At 71.3% G+C, this 17,557-nt stretch carries 15 protein-coding genes; 3 read left to right on the top strand and 12 right to left on the bottom strand.

Annotated elements, in window-relative coordinates; all coding sequences use genetic code 11:
• Window positions 1–178: 178 nt before the first annotated feature.
• A complete protein-coding gene (locus ABGB16_RS15760) occupies window positions 179–1,396 on the bottom strand; it encodes a low temperature requirement protein A (RefSeq protein WP_347668799.1) in 1,218 nt (405 codons plus the stop codon).
• A 113-nt stretch (window positions 1,397–1,509) separates the two neighbouring features.
• Here ABGB16_RS15760 and ABGB16_RS15755 point away from each other — a divergent pair, with 113 nt between their 5' ends.
• Both ABGB16_RS15755 and ABGB16_RS15750 read left to right on the top strand, forming a co-directional pair.
• Window positions 1,510–1,980, top strand: coding sequence for a TspO/MBR family protein (locus ABGB16_RS15755; protein WP_347668798.1), 471 nt, complete (start codon window positions 1,510–1,512; stop codon window positions 1,978–1,980).
• Window positions 1,981–2,425: 445 nt separating this feature from the next.
• Entirely contained in the window at window positions 2,426–3,349 is a 924-nt protein-coding gene (locus ABGB16_RS15750; protein ID WP_347668797.1) for a pyridoxamine 5'-phosphate oxidase family protein, read from the top strand.
• 100 nt (window positions 3,350–3,449) lie between these two features.
• Here the strand turns inward: ABGB16_RS15750 and ABGB16_RS15745 are convergent, their stop codons facing one another.
• The 11 genes from ABGB16_RS15745 to ABGB16_RS15695 all read right to left on the bottom strand — a co-directional run bounded on the left by ABGB16_RS15745 (window position 3,450) and on the right by ABGB16_RS15695 (window position 15,690).
• Complete coding sequence (locus ABGB16_RS15745; protein WP_347668796.1) at window positions 3,450–4,193, bottom strand: class I SAM-dependent methyltransferase; 744 nt, start codon at window positions 4,191–4,193, stop codon at window positions 3,450–3,452.
• 5 nt (window positions 4,194–4,198) lie between these two features.
• Window positions 4,199–5,011 carry a class II aldolase/adducin family protein gene (locus tag ABGB16_RS15740; protein WP_347668795.1) on the bottom strand — a complete coding sequence of 271 codons (813 nt, stop codon included), beginning with the start codon at window positions 5,009–5,011 and terminating at the stop codon, window positions 4,199–4,201.
• Between the two features lie 49 nt (window positions 5,012–5,060).
• The gene (locus tag ABGB16_RS15735) at window positions 5,061–6,653 is read right to left on the bottom strand and encodes an FAD/NAD(P)-binding protein (RefSeq protein WP_347668794.1); all 1,593 of its coding nucleotides are present in this window, start codon (window positions 6,651–6,653) and stop codon (window positions 5,061–5,063) included.
• Window positions 6,654–6,849: 196 nt separating this feature from the next.
• On the bottom strand, window positions 6,850–8,523 hold the full coding sequence (locus ABGB16_RS15730) for an AMP-binding protein (RefSeq protein ID WP_347668793.1): 1,674 nt from the start codon (window positions 8,521–8,523) through the stop codon (window positions 6,850–6,852).
• 572 nt (window positions 8,524–9,095) lie between these two features.
• A complete protein-coding gene (locus ABGB16_RS15725; protein ID WP_347668792.1) occupies window positions 9,096–10,229 on the bottom strand; it encodes a GNAT family N-acetyltransferase in 1,134 nt (377 codons plus the stop codon).
• Complete coding sequence (locus ABGB16_RS15720) at window positions 10,226–11,428, bottom strand: peptidogalycan biosysnthesis protein (protein ID WP_347668791.1); 1,203 nt, start codon at window positions 11,426–11,428, stop codon at window positions 10,226–10,228. Before ABGB16_RS15720 ends, ABGB16_RS15725 begins: the two co-directional genes overlap by 4 nt.
• The gene (locus tag ABGB16_RS15715; RefSeq protein WP_347668790.1) at window positions 11,422–12,114 is read right to left on the bottom strand and encodes an HAD family hydrolase; all 693 of its coding nucleotides are present in this window, start codon (window positions 12,112–12,114) and stop codon (window positions 11,422–11,424) included. Before ABGB16_RS15715 ends, ABGB16_RS15720 begins: the two co-directional genes overlap by 7 nt.
• Before the next feature lie 118 nt (window positions 12,115–12,232).
• Window positions 12,233–13,381 carry an MFS transporter gene (locus ABGB16_RS15710; protein ID WP_347668789.1) on the bottom strand — a complete coding sequence of 383 codons (1,149 nt, stop codon included), beginning with the start codon at window positions 13,379–13,381 and terminating at the stop codon, window positions 12,233–12,235.
• Between the two features lie 50 nt (window positions 13,382–13,431).
• Window positions 13,432–13,584 (bottom strand): hypothetical protein, encoded by a 153-nt coding sequence (locus ABGB16_RS15705; RefSeq protein ID WP_347668788.1) that lies wholly within the window; start codon window positions 13,582–13,584, stop codon window positions 13,432–13,434.
• Between the two features lie 379 nt (window positions 13,585–13,963).
• Complete coding sequence (locus ABGB16_RS15700) at window positions 13,964–14,929, bottom strand: class I SAM-dependent methyltransferase (RefSeq protein ID WP_347668787.1); 966 nt, start codon at window positions 14,927–14,929, stop codon at window positions 13,964–13,966.
• Complete coding sequence (locus tag ABGB16_RS15695; RefSeq protein ID WP_347668786.1) at window positions 14,926–15,690, bottom strand: PIG-L family deacetylase; 765 nt, start codon at window positions 15,688–15,690, stop codon at window positions 14,926–14,928. Before ABGB16_RS15695 ends, ABGB16_RS15700 begins: the two co-directional genes overlap by 4 nt.
• Before the next feature lie 386 nt (window positions 15,691–16,076).
• Between ABGB16_RS15695 and rsmI the strand changes: the two genes are divergently transcribed.
• Window positions 16,077–17,039 (top strand): 16S rRNA (cytidine(1402)-2'-O)-methyltransferase, encoded by a 963-nt coding sequence (gene rsmI / locus ABGB16_RS15690; protein ID WP_347668785.1) that lies wholly within the window; start codon window positions 16,077–16,079, stop codon window positions 17,037–17,039.
• The last annotated feature ends 518 nt before the right edge of the window (window positions 17,040–17,557 follow it).

Here is a 17,557-nt window from a genome sequence, read left to right as displayed (position 1 = left end):
GCCGTGCCCGTGTCCCGGACGCTGGCCGGTCGGGTTGGCGGGCATGCTGGGTGAGGCACGGGGCCCCGCCGCCGGCCGGGCGGCGACCGACGGAAGCCCCCCGGGGACCAGCGCCCACGCTGACCGCCCGGGCGGCGGAGGTGACGGTCGAGGCTCTGCGCCCGTAGGCCGCGCGGTGCTAGTGGGCCGGGGAGGGCGCCTCGGGGGGTCGGCCGGCGGCGTGGCGGGCGTCGGCGAGGGCGACGGCGAGTAGTACGAGCGCGGCCACGACCGCGGCGGCCAGCGGTGGGGCGAAGTACAGGGGGATGCTGGTGACCGCGAGGGCGGCGATGGCGGCGACGCGGCGGAGGGAGAGCCGGTTGAACACGATGCGTTCCAGGCGGATGCGGCCGTAGAGGAACAGCGCCGGGCCCCCGAGGATCGCGACGAGCCACACCGGCACCGACGAGCCGCCCGGGTGTATGAGCACGATTTCGAAGCCGACGGCGGTGGCGACGATGCCCAGCACCATGACGACGTGGGCGGTGCCGGTGGCGCGGCCGGCGGCGTCCCTGTCCCCTGCGGCGGCGACGGCTTCGGCGAGGACCTGGCCGGAGCGGTAGAAGTAGATGCGCCACATCAGCATCGTCGACAGGAACGCCACCACCAGGCCCGCGGCGGTCGCCGCGGTGACCGAATGGGTGGTCAGCGTGATGCCGGCCGCGAGCACGGTTTCCCCGAGGGCGATCATCAGGAACTGCTGGTAACGCTCGGGCAGGTGGCGACGGCTGTCCGTGGCCCACGCACTGACCGGCGGTCTGGTCATCCCCGGTACCGGCCAGCGGAGTTGCGCGGCGACGATGTCCACGGTCACGGCGGCGCCCCACAGGGCGGCCCGGGCACCGCCGCTGAAGGCCGTGCTGGCGAGCCAGATCACCGCCGTGGCCGCGGACCACAGCACCGAATGGAGGTAGAGCTGCCGCAGGGGGTGTCCGCGCAGCGCGAGCATCAGGACGAGCGGCCGGCCGCACTGCAGGATCACGTACGGCAGCACGAACGCCAACCCGCGGCCGACGAACACGAACGGCAGCGACGTCGACATGACCAGCAGCCCGAAGGCGCTGGCCAGGACGATCCACTGGATCTTGTGGCGGCGGGGGTCGAACCAGCTGGTGATGTGCGCGGTCGTGATCCACATCCAGAGCAGCGGCAGCGTCAGCACCAGCAGGTAGGCCAGCGACTGCCACCGGACGACAGGGTCGTCGCTGAAGATGTCCCGCGTGACCCGGCTGACCACCCCGGCCAGGGCGAACACCAGCACCAGGTCGACGAACAGCTCCAGGAAGTTGGCCTGCCGCACCTCCTCGCGGCGTTGCAGCAGGCCCCAGCCCTGCCCACCCCCGTCCCGAAGTCCCATACCGCCCATACTCGCCCGAACGACCCCGCCCCACCGGCGCCTTGGGCGTATCCCCCGAGGGAGGCAACCCGCCGGACGCGGTTGGCCCGCCCCTGGACGGGTACCGGGCCATCATGCGACCACCTACCTGGATCAAGACCGGGGCGGCCGTCGCCGCGGCGGCCACTGCCGGCACCGTGGCCACCGACCCTTCCTCGCGCTGGTACCAGCGGCTGCGCAAACCCCGATGGCAGCCTCCGTCGGCGGCGTTTCCCCTGGTGTGGACCCCGCTGTACGCGCTGATCGCGGTGGCTGGCGCCCGCACACTGGATCGCAGCAGCGGCGCCGAACGGGCGGCATTCGCCCGCGCCTATGCCCTGAACCTGACGCTCAATGCCGGCTGGACCGTGCTGTTCTTCCGTGCCCGCAGGCCCGCCGCCGCGCTGGCCGAGATCGCCGCGCTCAACGTCTCCAACCTCGTCCTGCTGCGCGGCGCCGCTCGCACCGACCGCGTTGCGGGCGTCGCGCTCGCCCCCTACGCCGCGTGGACGTTGTTCGCCACCGCTCTCAACGGTGCCATCGTGGGCCTCAACCGCGACAGGTGATCGACGGCAGAGCAGCCGGCGGGGTGTGCGACGGCCCGGGAAAAGCGTGCCGCCAGGGCCGAGTGGGCTGTTCCGTTCAGTTGTTCGTCACCCCGTGCTGCCCGGCGATCTGGCCCGTGGTCGAAAGGCCGGTGCCGGGCCGGCGACAAAGACCGCCGTACCACCGGCTCGGTCTCGGCCATCGACCGGCTTGAACTCCGCTCGTGTAAGATCCATCCCGGGACGGGGCAGTGCGGCAACGAGATTCACGGGATCTCACCGTGAGTTCGGCCGCGTCGTCGCAACGACTTTCGGGGGCTCCGTTCATCCGCTCATCTGGTTGTTTCGTACACCCCGGAAATCGCAGCCCGGGCCGCGGCACCGATTTCTGGGCGCACGTGCCCGCCCGGCAGCCGGCAGGCGTCGGCCGGTGCGGCGGGTCCGGACATCAGTCGGAGGTGGTCCAATGGGTCTGGCACACGAGGGAGAGCAGGCCGTCCAGCGCATGGCCGGTGAGGGCGGTCCCGGCTGGGGCTCACCGATGTTCGGCGCGGAGATCGGGGGTTTCACGGAGTTCATCCGCCACCAGCGTCTGATCGCGTTGTCCGGGGCGAACGCCGAGGGAAACGTCTGGTGCACCGTGCTCACCGGTGACGAGGGGTTCGTCGACACCCTCGACAGCCGCACGATGGTGATCCACACCCTGCCACCCGTGGGCGACCCGCTGCGGGACGCCTTCGCCGAGCCCGGGGACTTCGGCATGGTGGTCCTCTCGCCGGAGACCCTGCGCCGGGTGAAGGCGGCCGGTACGGCTCGCCGGGACGGGGACCGCCTGGTGCTGCGGACCGAGCAGGTGCTCGGCAACTGCCCCAAGTACCTGCAACTCCGTACCGTCGTGGACGACGCCACGCCGCCCGGCCCGCCCCACGCGACTGTCGGCCGGGAGCTGACCGGGGAGCAGCAGGCCATGGTGCGGGCGGCGGACACCTTCTTCATCGGCAGCCGCGCGGCCGGTCACGGCGCCGACGCCAACCACCGGGGCGGGCAGCCGGGCTTCGTCGCGGTGACCGGTCCGAGGACGCTCACCTGGCCGGACTACCTGGGCAACTCGTTCTTCATGACCCTCGGGAACATGCAGCTCGATCCCCGGTGCGGGCTGGTCTTCCTGGACTGGGAGACCGGCCGCACCCTGCAACTGAGCGGGACCGGACGGATCAACTGGGATCCGCAGCAGGCGCGCCAGTTCCCGGGGGCGCGTCGCATGGTCGAGTTCGAGGTCGACCACGTGGTGGACATCGAGCGGGCCAGCCGGCTGCGCTGGCAGTTGCACGCGTACTCCCGGTTCAACCCGCCGGCTCCGGTCCCCGCGGCCTCGGCGGCGCGCCCCTGACGGCCCGGCAGTCGACAGCGCCCGCGGCTGGCGCGGGAACCACCGCGACGGTGGTTCCCGCGCCGGTACGGGGGCGGATCGTCGTCAGTCGCCGCCCGGTTCAGTTCCCGGCGACACGCGCCACCTGGATGAGCGGCCCCCGGCCGAAGGGCGGGGGAGGGTCCTTGCGGAAGGAGCCGTACTCGGCGGTGAGCTCGAAGCCGGCCGCCGACATAAGCCGGCGTAGTTCAGGCGCGGTGACCACGTACTGGTCGAAGAAGTTGGGGTACAACGAGCACTGGCCGTCGGGCCGGCCCACCAGGATCGTCTCCTCGTTGCGCCAGTTGGCCGCGTGCGCGTTGATCTGCGTCCGGACCAGCCGGGTGACGAGTACGCCGTCGCCCTGGTGGTGCGCGACCATGGACGGCTGATAGCTGTCGACGTAGTTGAGCAGGTGACCCGAGTCGAGTACGAGCTGGCCGCCGGGCCGCAGCCAGCGTCGGGCCTTCTCGAGCAGCCCGGGAAGCTGGTCCGGTGGGACGAGGTTGAGCGTGGAGAACAGGCTGTACACCACGTCGAAGGTGTCGTCCGTGTCGAATTCGGTGACCGAACCGAGCACGTACTCGATGTTCGCGCCGCCCGCGTTCTTGGCGTAGTCGGTGAACGTGGCGCTCTGGTCGACTCCGACCCCGGAGTGCCCCCGCTCCGCCAGCGCCCGCAGGTTGGTCCCGGTTCCGCTTCCGAGGTCCAGAAACCGGCCCGGAGAAGGGGCGAGCGAAGCGAGGAAGTCCGTCTCGAGGGCCAGCTGTCGGAAGTCCTTGCGGATGATCTCGTAGACGTCCCCGGGAAATTCGTATCCAGCCATCCGGGCTACTTCTCGAGCAGGTCGGGCTGTTCGTAGGTGATCTCGTCCCAGAGCAGCTGGAAGCTGAACCGGGCAAGTTGGGCGTCGCCGAACCCGTCCTTGGCGGCGAGCGCCTGCTCGTGGGTCAGGCGCTGCGGCTCGCCGGCGGCGTAGGCCAGCAGTTGTACGTGGGCGGCGCTGTCGTAGGTGAAGAACCAGTGCACCGCCTCCTCCAGCGAACCGCCGACCGTGATCAGGCCGTGGTACTTGAGGAGGAGCGCCTTCTTGTCGCCGAGCGTCTCCGCGATCTCCTGGCCGATGTCGAGCCCGACCGAGGTGCCCTTGTAGTCGTCGTAGAGGACCTGGTCCTGGTAGAAGGCGGAGGATTCCTGGTCGAGGGGTTCGAGGAGCCGGTTCAGGGAACCGAGGGCGCGGGAGTGCACGGTGTGGGCGTGGGCGATGGCCGTGGCGTTGGGCCGCAGCTCATGGATCTTGGAGTGGATGACGAACGCGCTCGGGTTGACGCGGTGGTTGCCCTCGACCACCTGCCCCGTGCTGTCCACCAGGATCAGGTCCCGGACCTTGACCCGGTTGAAGGAGACCCCGAACGGGTTGACCCAGAACCGGTCGTGGTGCTCGGGGTCGCGGACCGACACGTGGCCCGAGATCCCCTCGCCGAAGCCGTACTTGCCGAAGAGGCGCAGGGCGGCGGTGAGCCGCTGCTTGCGGTAGCGCCGCTCGTCGGCCACCGAGGCGAATGCCGGGTCGTCGGGGATGGGCAGGCCGGTGTGGGTGTCCGCGAGGAAGGGGGTGGCGTCGAGTGTGGACAGGTCGGTCATCTTCTCTCCGTGGAATCTGTTGAGGGGTCGAAGGAAGGTCGGGCAGGCCCTACCGGGGACTCGCCAGGGCGGAGACCGGCCCCAGGGCGCGCCGGGAAACGGACATGTGGTCACGCAGGGAGGCGCCGATCTCGTGGGCGCGGTTGACCATCGCCGGGATGCCGAAGGTGAAGAACAGGCTGCCGAAGGCGAGGTCGCCCAGGGCGTGGAAGCGCGGATGCGGCGTCCCGTTGACGGTCAGCCGGCTGGTGGCGCGCTCCACATACAGCCCGCCGAGCGGGTTGCGGGCCGCCACTCCGGCGGAGACCAGCGAATCGATCAGCGGTGCGGCAGCGGCCGGGATCTTGTGGGCGGGTGGGTTCACCGCGTTGACGATGTGGTCGGCGCTCAGGGTGCCGGAATCCGTCGTGATGGTGAATCCGCCGTCGTGGGCGGTCGCCGGGGTGCTTCCCGTGACCGCTATCCGCTGCAGGCCCTTGACGATTCGCAGTTGCCCGGAGTCGATCAGGCTCAGCAGCGTCGCGGCGCTGGCGGCCGGCATCGGGCAGCACAGCGTGAGGACCGTGCGGTAGTGCAGGTGCAGCAGTTCGGCCTTCTGGTGCTCGGGCAGCAGCGACCACAGCTCGGGACCGGTGTCCGGTACCGCGGCCTGCATGATCCGCAGGGCGGTGCTGGCGGAGTCGACGTCGGCGAACTGGCGTCGCAACCGCGCCACGGGTTGTTCCCGGGACAGGGCGGCGATCTCGAAGGCGACGGTGGTGAAATCCTGTCGGGCGGCACCGAGCTCGTTGCCCAACATCCGGATGGCGGTGTCCAGCGTCACCGTGCCCTGCTGCGCGGCCGCCCGGACGCGCTCCGGGGTGAAGTGTCGCAGCTCGTGCGCGACCGGGCGCTGCCGGACCGCGGGTAGCAGACCTGTGCGGGACAGCAGGCTGATCGGTCCCCGGTGGCCGCGCGCGACCAACGCCAGCACCACGTCGACGGCGGTGAGACCACTGCCGATGATGCCGACCTCGGCGTCCGGGTCGAAGGCGTGGAGGGTGTCGAAGGTGCGCGACACCGGGTAGGGATCGGGCAGGAAGCGGGGCGAGCCGCTCAGTCCGTAGCTGTCCTGCGGGCTGCCGCCACCGACGCAGAGGACCACGTAGTCCGCCTGGAACTGGCGGCCCTGCTCCGTTTTCAGGACGGCGCCATCGGCGATGGGCGCGGCGAAGACCACCCGCTCCCGGACAATGTTGACGCGCCACCCCCGGGCGATCAGTGCCATCAGGCTGTCGCGGGCGGAGTGCTCCAGGTATTCGCCGTACACGGTGCGCGGGGCGAAGCGTGTTCCGGAGTACGGGTCGAGCGGACTCGTCTCGTCGGCACCGACGCCGACGACGAGGTCGCGAGCCGCCAGCCACCGCTCGAAGTGTCCGGGGTCGCCGTGGCGTACCGACATGTCGTCGGGCGTGGCGTTGAGGCGCAGGACTTCCGTGTCCCACTGGTAGGGCCGCCCGCGCCACAGGTGCGGCCCGGGTTCGAATATCGTGACGCCCCCGGCCGGTTCCTCCAGCTGTGCGAGAGCGTCGAGGAGGCACACCGCGGACGCCCCGCCGCCGACGACGGCAATTTCGGCCCCGCGTATCCCACCAGTACTCACATCCAGTTCCCCTTTTCGCATTCCAGTGTTTTGGCGCGGCTCCAGGAGCCGGGCGCGTGCCGCGTGACTGGAGTCGGGTGCTGGCCCGGGTGACCGGTTGTCACCGCACCTGGGGAGCCCTCGCCCGTTCGATGGCATGCGCACCGCGGACGGCTGGTTCATGCACGGCGCTGACTGCTGCGGGAACGAGGCGCCGCTAGGGTTCGTACCGCTGAAGCAACTGGGCGCGCTTGAGCTTGCCTATCCCTGTCTTGGGAACTTCGTCCCTGTCGACGTGTATGACGCGAACATGCCGTGTTCCGAACCGGTCGGAGACGTGCCTGCCCACCTCACGCTCGGCCAATTCGTGGTCGGTCCCGGGCCGCAGGTGCAGGAAGATCAACAATCCGGCCGAGTCCGCCGCGCCATCCGGGCACACGACGGTGTACGAGGGCTCGACGAAGGTCATCTCCTCCACGACGGCTTCGATCTCGTGGCTGTGGTAGCTCACGCCTCCGACCTCGATGATGTCGTCGGCGCGCCCGGTCACCGTGAGCTCCCCGTCCCGGATGAAGGCCAGGTCGCCGCTCTTGAACCAGCCGTCGTCGGTGAAGGTCTGCCGGTTCTGCTCGGGATTGTTGTCGTAGCCGGCGGTGATCGCCGCCCCCCTCACCTGGAGCCTGCCGACCGTCCCCTCCGGCAGGATCGCGCCGCGCTCGTCGACGACCCTGAGCTCGACCCCCGGGTGCGGCCTGCCGAGCGAGACGAACCGGTCCTCGTCGCTGCTCGACTCCGGATCGAACACGCTCTCGACCACGCCGGCCGACGTCTCGGACATGCCCCAGCCGGGATGGATGGCGGTACCGGGAAGCCCGAACGGCGCGAGGAGCGCGAGGAACCGGCGGGCGATCCTGGCCTTGACCGCCTCTCCGCCGTTCATGATGTAGCCCAGCTGGCTCAGGTCCCAGGACTGCCCGGCGAGATCCTGGGCCCGGTCGTTGATCAGGCCGAAGGCGAAGTTCGGGGCCCAGGTGGAGTGGGACCGGTGCCTGCTCATGGCGGCGAGCCAGCGCAGTGGGTCGGCGATGACCCAACGGTGGTTGGCGTGGACCTGGTGACAGCCGAGCAGGACGTCCCGCACATGGAACATGGCCAGCCCGCCGACATGGTCGAGCGGCATCCAGTTGAAGGACCGGTTGGCCGTCGTCAGCCCCCGTACGTCCGTTGCCGCGACGGCGCGGCTGAGGATGTTGCGGTGGGTGAGCCGGACCGCCTTGGGCAGCCCGGTGCTGCCCGAGGTCAGTAGGAGCACCGCCACGTCGTCCGGATCGGCGCGGTGGAAGTCGGCCTGCCGCTCCGGCGTCGGCGCGCACCGGCGCAGCTCGGTCACCGAGCCCAGCAGTCGCTCCGCCCAGGCCCGCGACCCGGTTGCGTCCACCGGGGTGGTCGCCCCAGGGCCGTCACCGGTCACCACCCAGGCGCGCCGCCCCAGCACGCCCCAGACGCCGGCCAGCAGTTCCGCCGCGGACATCCCCGCCGCCGGCGGTGGGTCGGCGCTCACGGGGACCGGGACGAATCCTCCCAGGACGCAGGCCCAGAACGCGGCCAGCAGGCTCGGTGCGTGGTCGATCTGTACCAGGACGCGGTCGCCGGGGGCCGGGCCGTCCTCGCGACCGCGGATCCCGGCGAGGATCAGCGACGCGTCCTGCAGGAGTTCGCCGTACGTCTGGCGCGACTCGCTCCCGTCCTCGGCGATGTAGGTGAGGTGCCCACTCCCGGGCAGCCGCGCCGCGCGGACCAGTGCCTCCCCCAGGGTCGGCACGGTCAGCGCGGGTGGCGGACCGCCGTTGGCAATCGCCGGGGAGATGGTGTTATTCCGATGCTCCGTCATGGGTCAGCTTCCGGTTGGTGATCCAGTCGATCTGCTCAGGCCAGCGTGGGCACACGCACCACAGGACGGTGGATTATATGTCCAATGTGGACTGTCGGGACGGGGCCCTCGGGCCGGCCCAGCCGAGCTTGGCTCATTGACGCCGGGGAAACAGCTCGGTCCTGCGATATGGGATTCCCGTCCGTGGATATCGGGTGCCCCGTCATGATCAGGTTGACCGCCCCCTGAAGGTGCTATTGCCGGGCCCCTCCGCATTGACGACCCTGCTTGGCGATCCCCGCGCGCGCACGTTTACTTCGGGCGGTGAGCGAATCCCTGCGCGGTAGCGGACAGAGGGGTCGAAAATGGCTCGGCCCCACTCAAATTCGTGAAATACGCATTGACCGAGAGTCTCGGGCTGTCGGCCGGAGGGCCGGGCCGCCGAACCCCTCGGACGTGCCGCGTCATGGCCGTGACCAGCGGAAGCGAGTGCTCTGGTCGTCACGTCCACGGTCGGCTGTGATCTTCCCGAAATGTGGGACGCCGATGCTCGCGCGTCCGCTCCCCGCGGCCCGGCCCGCCCGGAGAGCCGTTCAGGTCGGCAGCGTCCCGCCCGCCAGGTCGACCATCTCGGCGGGCAGTCCCTCCAGCAACTCCGCGGCGCGTAGCCGGTTGATTTCCGCGAAGTCGACGCCCTCGGTACGCGCTCCGAGCAGCAGCGCCCACAGCGGCCGCGGCCGCGCGCCGTGCAGGAGCTTGGTGTACAGCAGGCCCGTTCCGTGGTGCACCCGACGGTGCGGACGCTCACGTCGGTACGCGAGCGGTTGGTGGTAGGCGAGCACGAAGTAGGTCGACGAGCCGTCGGTGGCGGCGTAGTCGAATCCCGTCATGCGGAGGTACAGCTCGTCCGCGTGCAGCAGGCCGAGCACGGCCCCGACGATCTCGCCTCGGTCGTCGGTGGCGACGAACAGCACGGCGTCGTCGCCGTACACGGCCGCGATGTGCCGCAGATGCTCGGCCATGGCCTGGGGCCGCGACGCCAGACCGTACTTGGCGGAGGTGTTGGTGACGAGCCGGGCGAAGACGTCGACGTGCTCGCGGAGCGGCTCGACGCCGGCAGCCAGACCGGCCCGGACGAAGTCCCGCACCCGGCGGTTGAGGGCCTGCCGGCGCTTCCGCGGCAGGGTCGCGACGTACTCCTCGGGGCTGCTCGCCTCGCTCTCGTGCCAGCAGTCGAACGCCTGCAACAGGCGGGCGCCGGCCAGGTCCGCAGGCAACACCTGCGCGACGGCGTCGGTCAGATACGGCACCAGCAGGGGGCGGCCCTCGGCCGACGCCGTGCGCTGCGCCTGTCGTAGCAGGGCGGCGGCCGACGACGCCCGGGGCGCGGCGACGACCGTGGGCACGTCCGTGTGGTAGGCACTGACCGGGCCGGCGAAACTCCAGGGCTGCTCCACCAGCGCAGCCGGCAGTCCGCGGAGCAGCTGGGCCGGAGCGTACCGGGAACTGGACGTCGGTGCGTCGAGGTGCACCGGCAGCAGCCCCAGCGGCGGCTGACCCGGTGACGCGCCGTCGACGTACTCCGCCGGACCGCGACCGCCCCGTTCGAGCACCTCCAACCAGCGCGGACAGGCGTACAGGGCGTGCGGGCCGAGGCCGGCGACGGTGGGCACGGCGGACGATCCCCCGTCGGCGGGCCGGCACGAGGTCACGACGGCGTCGGTCATCGGTCACTCCTTCCCGTCCAGCGTTCGTTGGTGCCGAGTTCGTCCGCCAACCGCCGCCGCTCCAGGGCCGAGCGTGTCGTGCAGGCCTCGCCCAGCAGGGTGGCCACGGCCGGGTCGGCGGCGTCGACGTAGCAGGACCGGGACTCCAGGCCCGCGCCGCGGGCCACCTTGGCCGCGTAGCTGCCGGTGCCGAGGGTCATGGTGGCCAACCCGCGGCCTGCCGCGTACCGGATCGGCTCGTAGTAGGCGAGGTTGAAGTATCCGAAGTAGTCGTTGGGTAGAAAACCGCCGAACCGGGAGACGACACGTCCCAGCGGGACGTCGACGACGAACGCCTTGAACCCGCAGGCCCGGCCGTCCCGTTCCGCCACCAGCACGGTCACGCCCGGAAGGTCCTGCGCGCGCCGCATCCGGTCCCGCACCGACGCCGGCGACGAGGCGTGGCCGTACTTCACGTACCGGTCGTGCAGCATCCCGACGATGTCGTCGTGGCACAGTCGGTCCGCGTCGTACACCCGGACCTCGGAGACCGCGTCGGCGAAGGCGCGCATCTCCCGGCGGCACTTCTTCCGCCGGGCGCGCGGGAGGCGATCGAGGTACTCGGCGATGCCGCCGGCGGGCAGGGCGAGCTCGACGCTGGGTGGCTGCACGGCCTCGGCGAAGCCCGCTTCGGCCAGCGCGACCCGCAACACCTGCCAGTCGCCGCCGGCCGGCACGTTGGCGAACGCCACACCGCGCGCGCCCGTCCGCCGGGCGGCCCGGGTCACGGCGGCCACCAGCCGGGCCAGCGCCGACTGCCGTACCCGAGGCTCGCGGTCGCGGTCCCAGACGATGGCCGGCTGGTCGGTACCGGGCATCACGACGCTGGCGCACGGTAGTACCGCCGACGCGGGGAGCCTCCGGCGCAGGGCGGCGAGCCGTCGCGCGTCCCCGTCGTCGGCGGGCACCGGGCCGCAGTCGAGGACAAGGTCGTACGCGGAGTAGCCGCGCCGTTCCTCCGCCCCGGTCAGCAGCAGCCAGGACGCCGCGGCCACGGGGGCGGCGTCGTCCTCGACGATCGTGACGAACTGGGTCGGCGACACCCTGCCGTGTTCGGCTCGCAACCAGCGCGTCCCGACCTCCACCGGCCATGCCGTGGCGAGGCTGTCCCACGCCGCCGGCACCCGCGGGGTGAGGAGTTCGGTCCGGTCGGTCAGCATCCGGCCGTCTCCAGCCAGTCCGGCAGCTTTCCGAGGTCGGTGATCCGCGGGCCGTCGAACGTGGGGTGCCGGTCCGTCCGGTCGAGCAGCAGCGCCGGCATGCGGGCGGCCCGAGCGCCTCCGACGTCGGCGTACGGCGAATCGCCCACGTACAGCATCGACTGCGGGCTCACCCGCATCCGCTCGAGCGCGACCTCGAAGATCCGTGGATCCGGCTTGTAGGACCCGACATCCCACGAGGTGACGACGACGCGGAAGCGGTCACGCAGCGCCAGGCGGTCCAGGATGTCCCAGATCAGCGGATCGAAGTTGGAGATCACGCAGACCGGCACGCCGGAGGCGGCCAGGCGGTCCAGCACCGGCGGGACGTCGTCGAACAGCGCGTACTGACGCGGGTCCGCGACCAGCTGACCACAGCGGGCCCCGCGCTCCGCCGCCTCCGTCGGCGGAAGGCCCGCCTCGACGAACACCGTCCGGTAGAACTCCGACCACCGTGCCAGCCGCTCGGCGTACCCGGCGGAGTCCTCGGGCCACAGCCCGCGCCCGCCGACCGCCTGCACCGCCCTGGCCACCGTCGCCTGCTCCAGCTCGGGCTGTCCGCCACGATCCCAGTCCGCGAGCTGCTCGGCGAGTCCGCGGTTGTAGAAGAGAGTCTCCGCGGCGTCGAAGCCGACAGCGCTCCACATTGGTCCTCCCCTCGACGTGTGCGGTCGGTGCCGGTTCGGGGATGCGCCGGCACCGGTCGTACGCGCTCCCGCCACCGAGCCCAGGGCCCCGGGCGGCCTGTCCGGTGTCGTGGTCACCTCAGGCCGCCACCCTGCCGACGGTGTACTGCCGGATCGGCCGCGCGGACAACAGCAGCGCGCTGACCGCCAGCGCGCCGACCGTGGCGCCCGCCATCGCCGGCCGCTCGCCGAGCCACCCGGCGGCAACCGGTGCGAGCAGGTAGCCCAGCGGTGCCAGCCCGAAGGAGGCGAGGTAGTTCACCGACACCACCCGGGAGAGCACGGAACCGGGCACGTCACGCTGGATCGCGGTGGTCATCACGACGTTGTAGAAGCCGAGCGCGACACCGACCCCTACCTGGGCCATGACCAGCGCGGACAGCCCCAGGCCCAGCACCAGGACGACGGGCGGGAGACTGAGCAGGGCCACGCCGGCGCCGGCGAGCAGCATGGGCCGGTCGATGCGGCCCCAGCCGCCCAGGACGCTGCCGCCGATCTGCCCCACGCCGAACGCCGCCAGCGCGAGCGGCCACGCCGTCGCACCGCTCATCCGCTCGGCAAGTTGCGGCCCGAGCACGAAGAACGGGCTCGTCACCAGGAGGAGCATCAGGCATGACGCGACGGTCTCGACGGCGAGCCAGCGCCGGCTGAGGAGTTCCCGCACCCCTTCGGTGATCATGGACCAGGTCCGCTTCGTCGAGGCGGGTCCGCGGCTGGCGGGCAGGCCGAACAGCAGGGCCGCGGAGAACAGGAAGGACAGCGCGTCCACGGCCAGCCCGACAACCGGGGACACGAACAGCACGAGCAGCGCGCCGACGGCCGGGCCGCCGACCGCCGTGAGGCCGGAGGCCGACCCGAGCAGGCCGTTGGCGCGGGCCAGCGCGCCCTGGCTGACGACAGCCGGCAGGTACGCCGAGGCGGCCGGCCGCAGGAACGCCGTGGCCACCCCGTACCCGGCCTGAGCCGCCACCACCGTCCACAGGGGCAGGTGCAGTGCGAAGCACACCACGGTGAGCGCCTGCGCCGCGCCAGCCAGCACCGAGGCGGCAGCCATGATCGTCCGCCGGTCGCGTACGTCGCCGAGCAGGCCCCCGAAGGCGAACATCGCAATCTTGGGAACCATCGCCGCGCTGAGGACCAGGCCGATGCCGGAACTGGCCCAGCCCGCGTCGATGACGGCCAGTGCCAGAATCGCCGGCGTGACGTTGTCGCCGAGCAGGCTGATCATCTGACTCGCGAGAAAGCGCCTGGCCTTCCCGGAGAGAGGCTCCCGCTCGGTCATCGGACGGCCGGGTGGCGCTCGAACGACAGCGACGTGCGCGCCAGCCCGCCGGGGCCGCGTCCGCCGAGGGTCCACTGCCCGACGTCGGTGGTGACCTGGTCGCCGACCTGCATGTCCGGCGGGTCGAGCACCTTGTCGTTCGTGGTCACCCGCGACCTCCAGACAGCCGGCACGAGGGGGGTGAGAAGGTCGCGGGGCGCCGTCGGCTCCAGGGCCGTCCAAAGTGCAGGCAAGCCGCGGTCTCACCGTGGATATCGCCGCGACTCGCAGTCTGTCAGTCGGTCACGTAACGGTCAACCTCGATCGATTCCATCGTCGGTGCCGTCGGGATCGGCAGCCACCTGTCTCGGACCGGCCGTTCCGATCCTCGATTCGGAACGGAAATGCCCGGCGCGGCGGACCGACCGCGGCGGACCGACCGCGGCGGGCCACAGCGTCGACGCAACGGCCGACGACGCGGTCGGCGCCGGTTCGGCCGCTGATCGTCTCCGCGTCGCTGTGGCCCGCCCCGGTGGTCGGGCGCGGTGGTCAGGCGCGGAGCTGTCGTTCCGTCGCGCCGAGGAGGGCGTCGGGGTTCTCCTCGTACAGGTCGTGGTACGGCCAGTCGGTCTCGGTGAGCCCCGCCGGGCCGGGCGCGACCACCAGCCAACCCCGCTTCCACTCCCCGCCGCTCTCCGTGGCGCGGCGCTGGGAGGTGAAGATGTGCACCCGCAGCCCGTTCTCGGTCAGGCCGAGCCAGTCGCCGAGCCGGTTGCGGAAGGGGTCACCCGGGTAGTCGTTCATGGCGAGGTTGACCTCGACCACGCCCCCGGATTCCAGCTTCTTCGGCACGCCCCGGAAGAACGTCTCCAGGATCGGCTCGCCGGCCTCGAGCAGGTCGACGAACTCCGACCCCTCCTCGTTGGTGGGCGAGTTGAAGATGATCCGGTCGAAGGTGCCCTCGGCCGGCTCGAACATGTCGCCCTCGCGGAAGGTGACATTGTCCAGGCCGTTGAGGGCGGCGTTGAGCTGGGAGAGCGCCACCGCGCGGGGGTTGACGTCCACGCCGAGTACCGTCTCGTACCGGTCGGCGAGTGCCAGCGAGATCACCCCGGAGCCGCAGCCCATGTCCAGGGCGCGTTTCCCGCCCTGGCGCAGCATCAGCCGGATCAGCAGGTCCGCCTCCCAGAGCGGGTCGACGTACCAGCGGTGCTGGATCTCCTCCTCGACGTCCGGGTCGCTGAGCACCACCACGCCGTGCAGGTGGTGGCCGCGCAGCGGCGAGGTGAGGGACGTCCCCTCGTCGACGGCCATGCCGCTGTCCAGCAGCGCCCGTCGCCCGTCCGCCCCGATCTCTCCGGCCAGCTCGTCCGCGTCGACCGGCGCGCCGGAGAGAAGGTTGGCGAGGGGGGTCGCTTCCGTGCCGCCGACCACCTTCCGCATGGCGTCGCCGAGCTGCCGAAGTGCCGCCAAGTCGACGCGCTCCGGCTGAATGGTCGAGCCTCCGACGATCATGCGCTACTCCCGAGAGTCGGTTCCAGGCTGGGGGCGAGGACGGACGCCGGCCAGAAGACCTCTTGGCGCAACGGCCCTTCCCAGGCCATGAAATGAGGGTGGTCCACGGAGAGACCGGCCAACTGCGAGGCGTGACAGCGAAGCATAGCGATCTTCAACCGCATCGTGGAGTCGTCCAGACGGGTGATCCGTGGGCAATCCACGTCGACCAGGTGGGCCAGGGCGGCGAGCTGCGGCTCCCACCGGTCGGCGGGGGGCCGGTCCCGGTCCGCGGCGTCCCAGCCCGAGCCGAAGGCGTACGGGCAGTCGGCGTAGAAGAGCAGTTGGCAGCCCGTTCCCGCGGCGGCGGTCAGGACGGCGTCCCGCGTACCGACGTGGTCCGGATGGCTGCCGATGCCGACGGGGGCCCAGACCCGCACGTCGGGTCGGAGCAGCGGGGCCAGGGCCGCCGTGACCGCGGCGGTCGGGAAGGTCGTGCGGTACGGCGCGTCGGGGATGGGCAGGTGCACCACGTCGTGGCCGGCGAGCGCCGCCGCCGCGCGGTCCTCGGCGGCGCGACCGCTGGCCGCGGCGGGGCCGGATTCGAAGCCGCAGAGGCGGTCCCACTCGTCGTCGCCGGCACCCGTCGGGGCGCCGCCGCACACGGTCACCAGAAGCGCCGACGGGCCCTTGCTGAGCGCCGACGCCACCGAGAGCGCGCCGTCGTCGAAATGGGGCGAGACGACGATGTCCGTTATCGTCGGGTGATCCTGCTCAGGCATTCAGCGCCCTTTCGAGCGATTATGGCGGAAGCGAGACGGGATCCGTTTGGAATGATCGTCGAGGGGCGCTTTCGGTAATGGCTGGCTGCCGACGAAGTTGGATCTTAAGTTATGCAAAAATAGTGTGTCAAGGTATTCAATTGGTGACGATCCGTAGCGAGGAAGGGTCCGCGCCCGGGGGTGGCGGCACCCGTCTTCTCCCGATCCCACCGACTGATTTTCCTGGTCACAGGGGGCGGTTTCCCTGGTCACAGGGGTGTCGGCCGCCGGACGTTGACGGCGCGGTTCCGGAACCTCGGCCCGCCGGATCGTGGCACCCGCCGGCTGGCGCGGGGGTCGTGCCGGCGGCTCCGATACAGTTGGCCCGACGACACGGAGGGCAACGGGTGGCAACGGCGGACGGAACGCGGCGGTCGGACGAACGCGGTCCCGGCACCCTCTACCTGGTGCCCACCCCCATCGGCAACCCCGGCGACATCACTCTCCGTGCCATCGATGTCCTGCGCGGGGTCGGTGTCGTGGCCTCGGAGGACACCCGGCACACCCGCCGGTTGCTCCAGTCGGTGGAGAGCGACGTCCGGCTGCTGAGCTACCACGACCACAACGAGGAGTCCCGCAGCCAGCAGTTGTTGCGGCTGCTCCAGGACGGCACGGACGTGGGGCTCGTCTCCGACGCCGGGACCCCGCTGGTGAACGACCCGGGCTACCGACTGGTGGCGGCGGCGGTCGAGGCCGGCGTGCCCGTCCGGCCGCTGCCGGGCGCGACCGCCTCGGTGACCGCGCTGATCGGTTCCGGGCTGCCGAACCACCAGTTCCACTATGTCGGGTTCCTGCCCCGCAAGGAGGCGGCGCGGCGCGCGGCCCTCACCGCCCTGCGGTCGACCCCGGCCACGCTGATCTTCTTCGAGGCGCCCCACCGGATCGTCGCGATGCTGACCGACCTCGGCGCGGTGCTCGGCGACCGGCCGGCGGCGCTGGCCCGGAACCTGACCAAGGACGACGAGGAGTTCCTCCGCGGCCGGCTCGGCGAACTGGCCGCCCGCCTCGGCGCGGAGCCGGTCGTCCGGGGGCAGTTCACGGTGGTCGTCGCCGGCGCCCCGGAGGAACACGCGGACGAGGACCGCGCCCTGGCCGCGCGCCTCACCGAGACGCTGGTGCGCCACGGCGCCGAGGCCCGGCTGGTCCGCGACGTGGTCCGGGAGGTGACCGGGCTGCCGCGGAACTGGGTGTACGAGCAGGTGCGCCTGGCGACCGAACGGCCAGGCCCGGCCTCCCCTGCCGGTGGTCCGGCTTCCGACAGCCGTCCCGAATCCCACCGCCGCCGGGGCGCGGATACGGCCCGCGGGTAGGCGCTTTCCCGACCGGCATCCGGTGAGTCCTCGGGCGCCGAATGCCGCCATACGCCGGTGAAATGCCAGCGCAGGGCTGGCTGCGTCGGGAATGACTGACATGCCGGACGCGCCCGTGGGGGACGCAGTCGGGCGGATCGCCAAATCCGGACCGACCGGGTCGCCGGGGAGTCCCGCATGTGGACGGTCTCCGATCTCGCTGTTAAAGTCGGGGCCCGGTGTTGCCTCGAATGTTGGGTGGGATGCGATCGGCCGACGGCGATGCAACCGGCCAGCGGTGAGCGAGCTGGCCGTTGACGTGCACGCGGACGAGGTCGACCACGCGATTCGTGCCTGGCCCACTGCGGAGCGTAGACCTATGGCAGTTGTTCGGGTCTCCGTGAATGCATCAGGACCCTGACCTGATCAACGGCAATCTCCTTGACAGTTTATCTATCATTGACATAGCCGAATGACGGCTATTCGTGTCGCATTCGGCGATTCCTGCTTGGCTCTATCCGTCACGTTCAGGAGTTGAG

The sequence above is a fragment of the Micromonospora sp. B11E3 genome, assembly GCF_039871625.1.
Classification (GTDB): domain Bacteria; phylum Actinomycetota; class Actinomycetes; order Mycobacteriales; family Micromonosporaceae; genus Micromonospora.
Note: the sequence above shows the minus strand (reverse complement) of the source record. Positions and strands in the feature narration are given on the sequence as shown.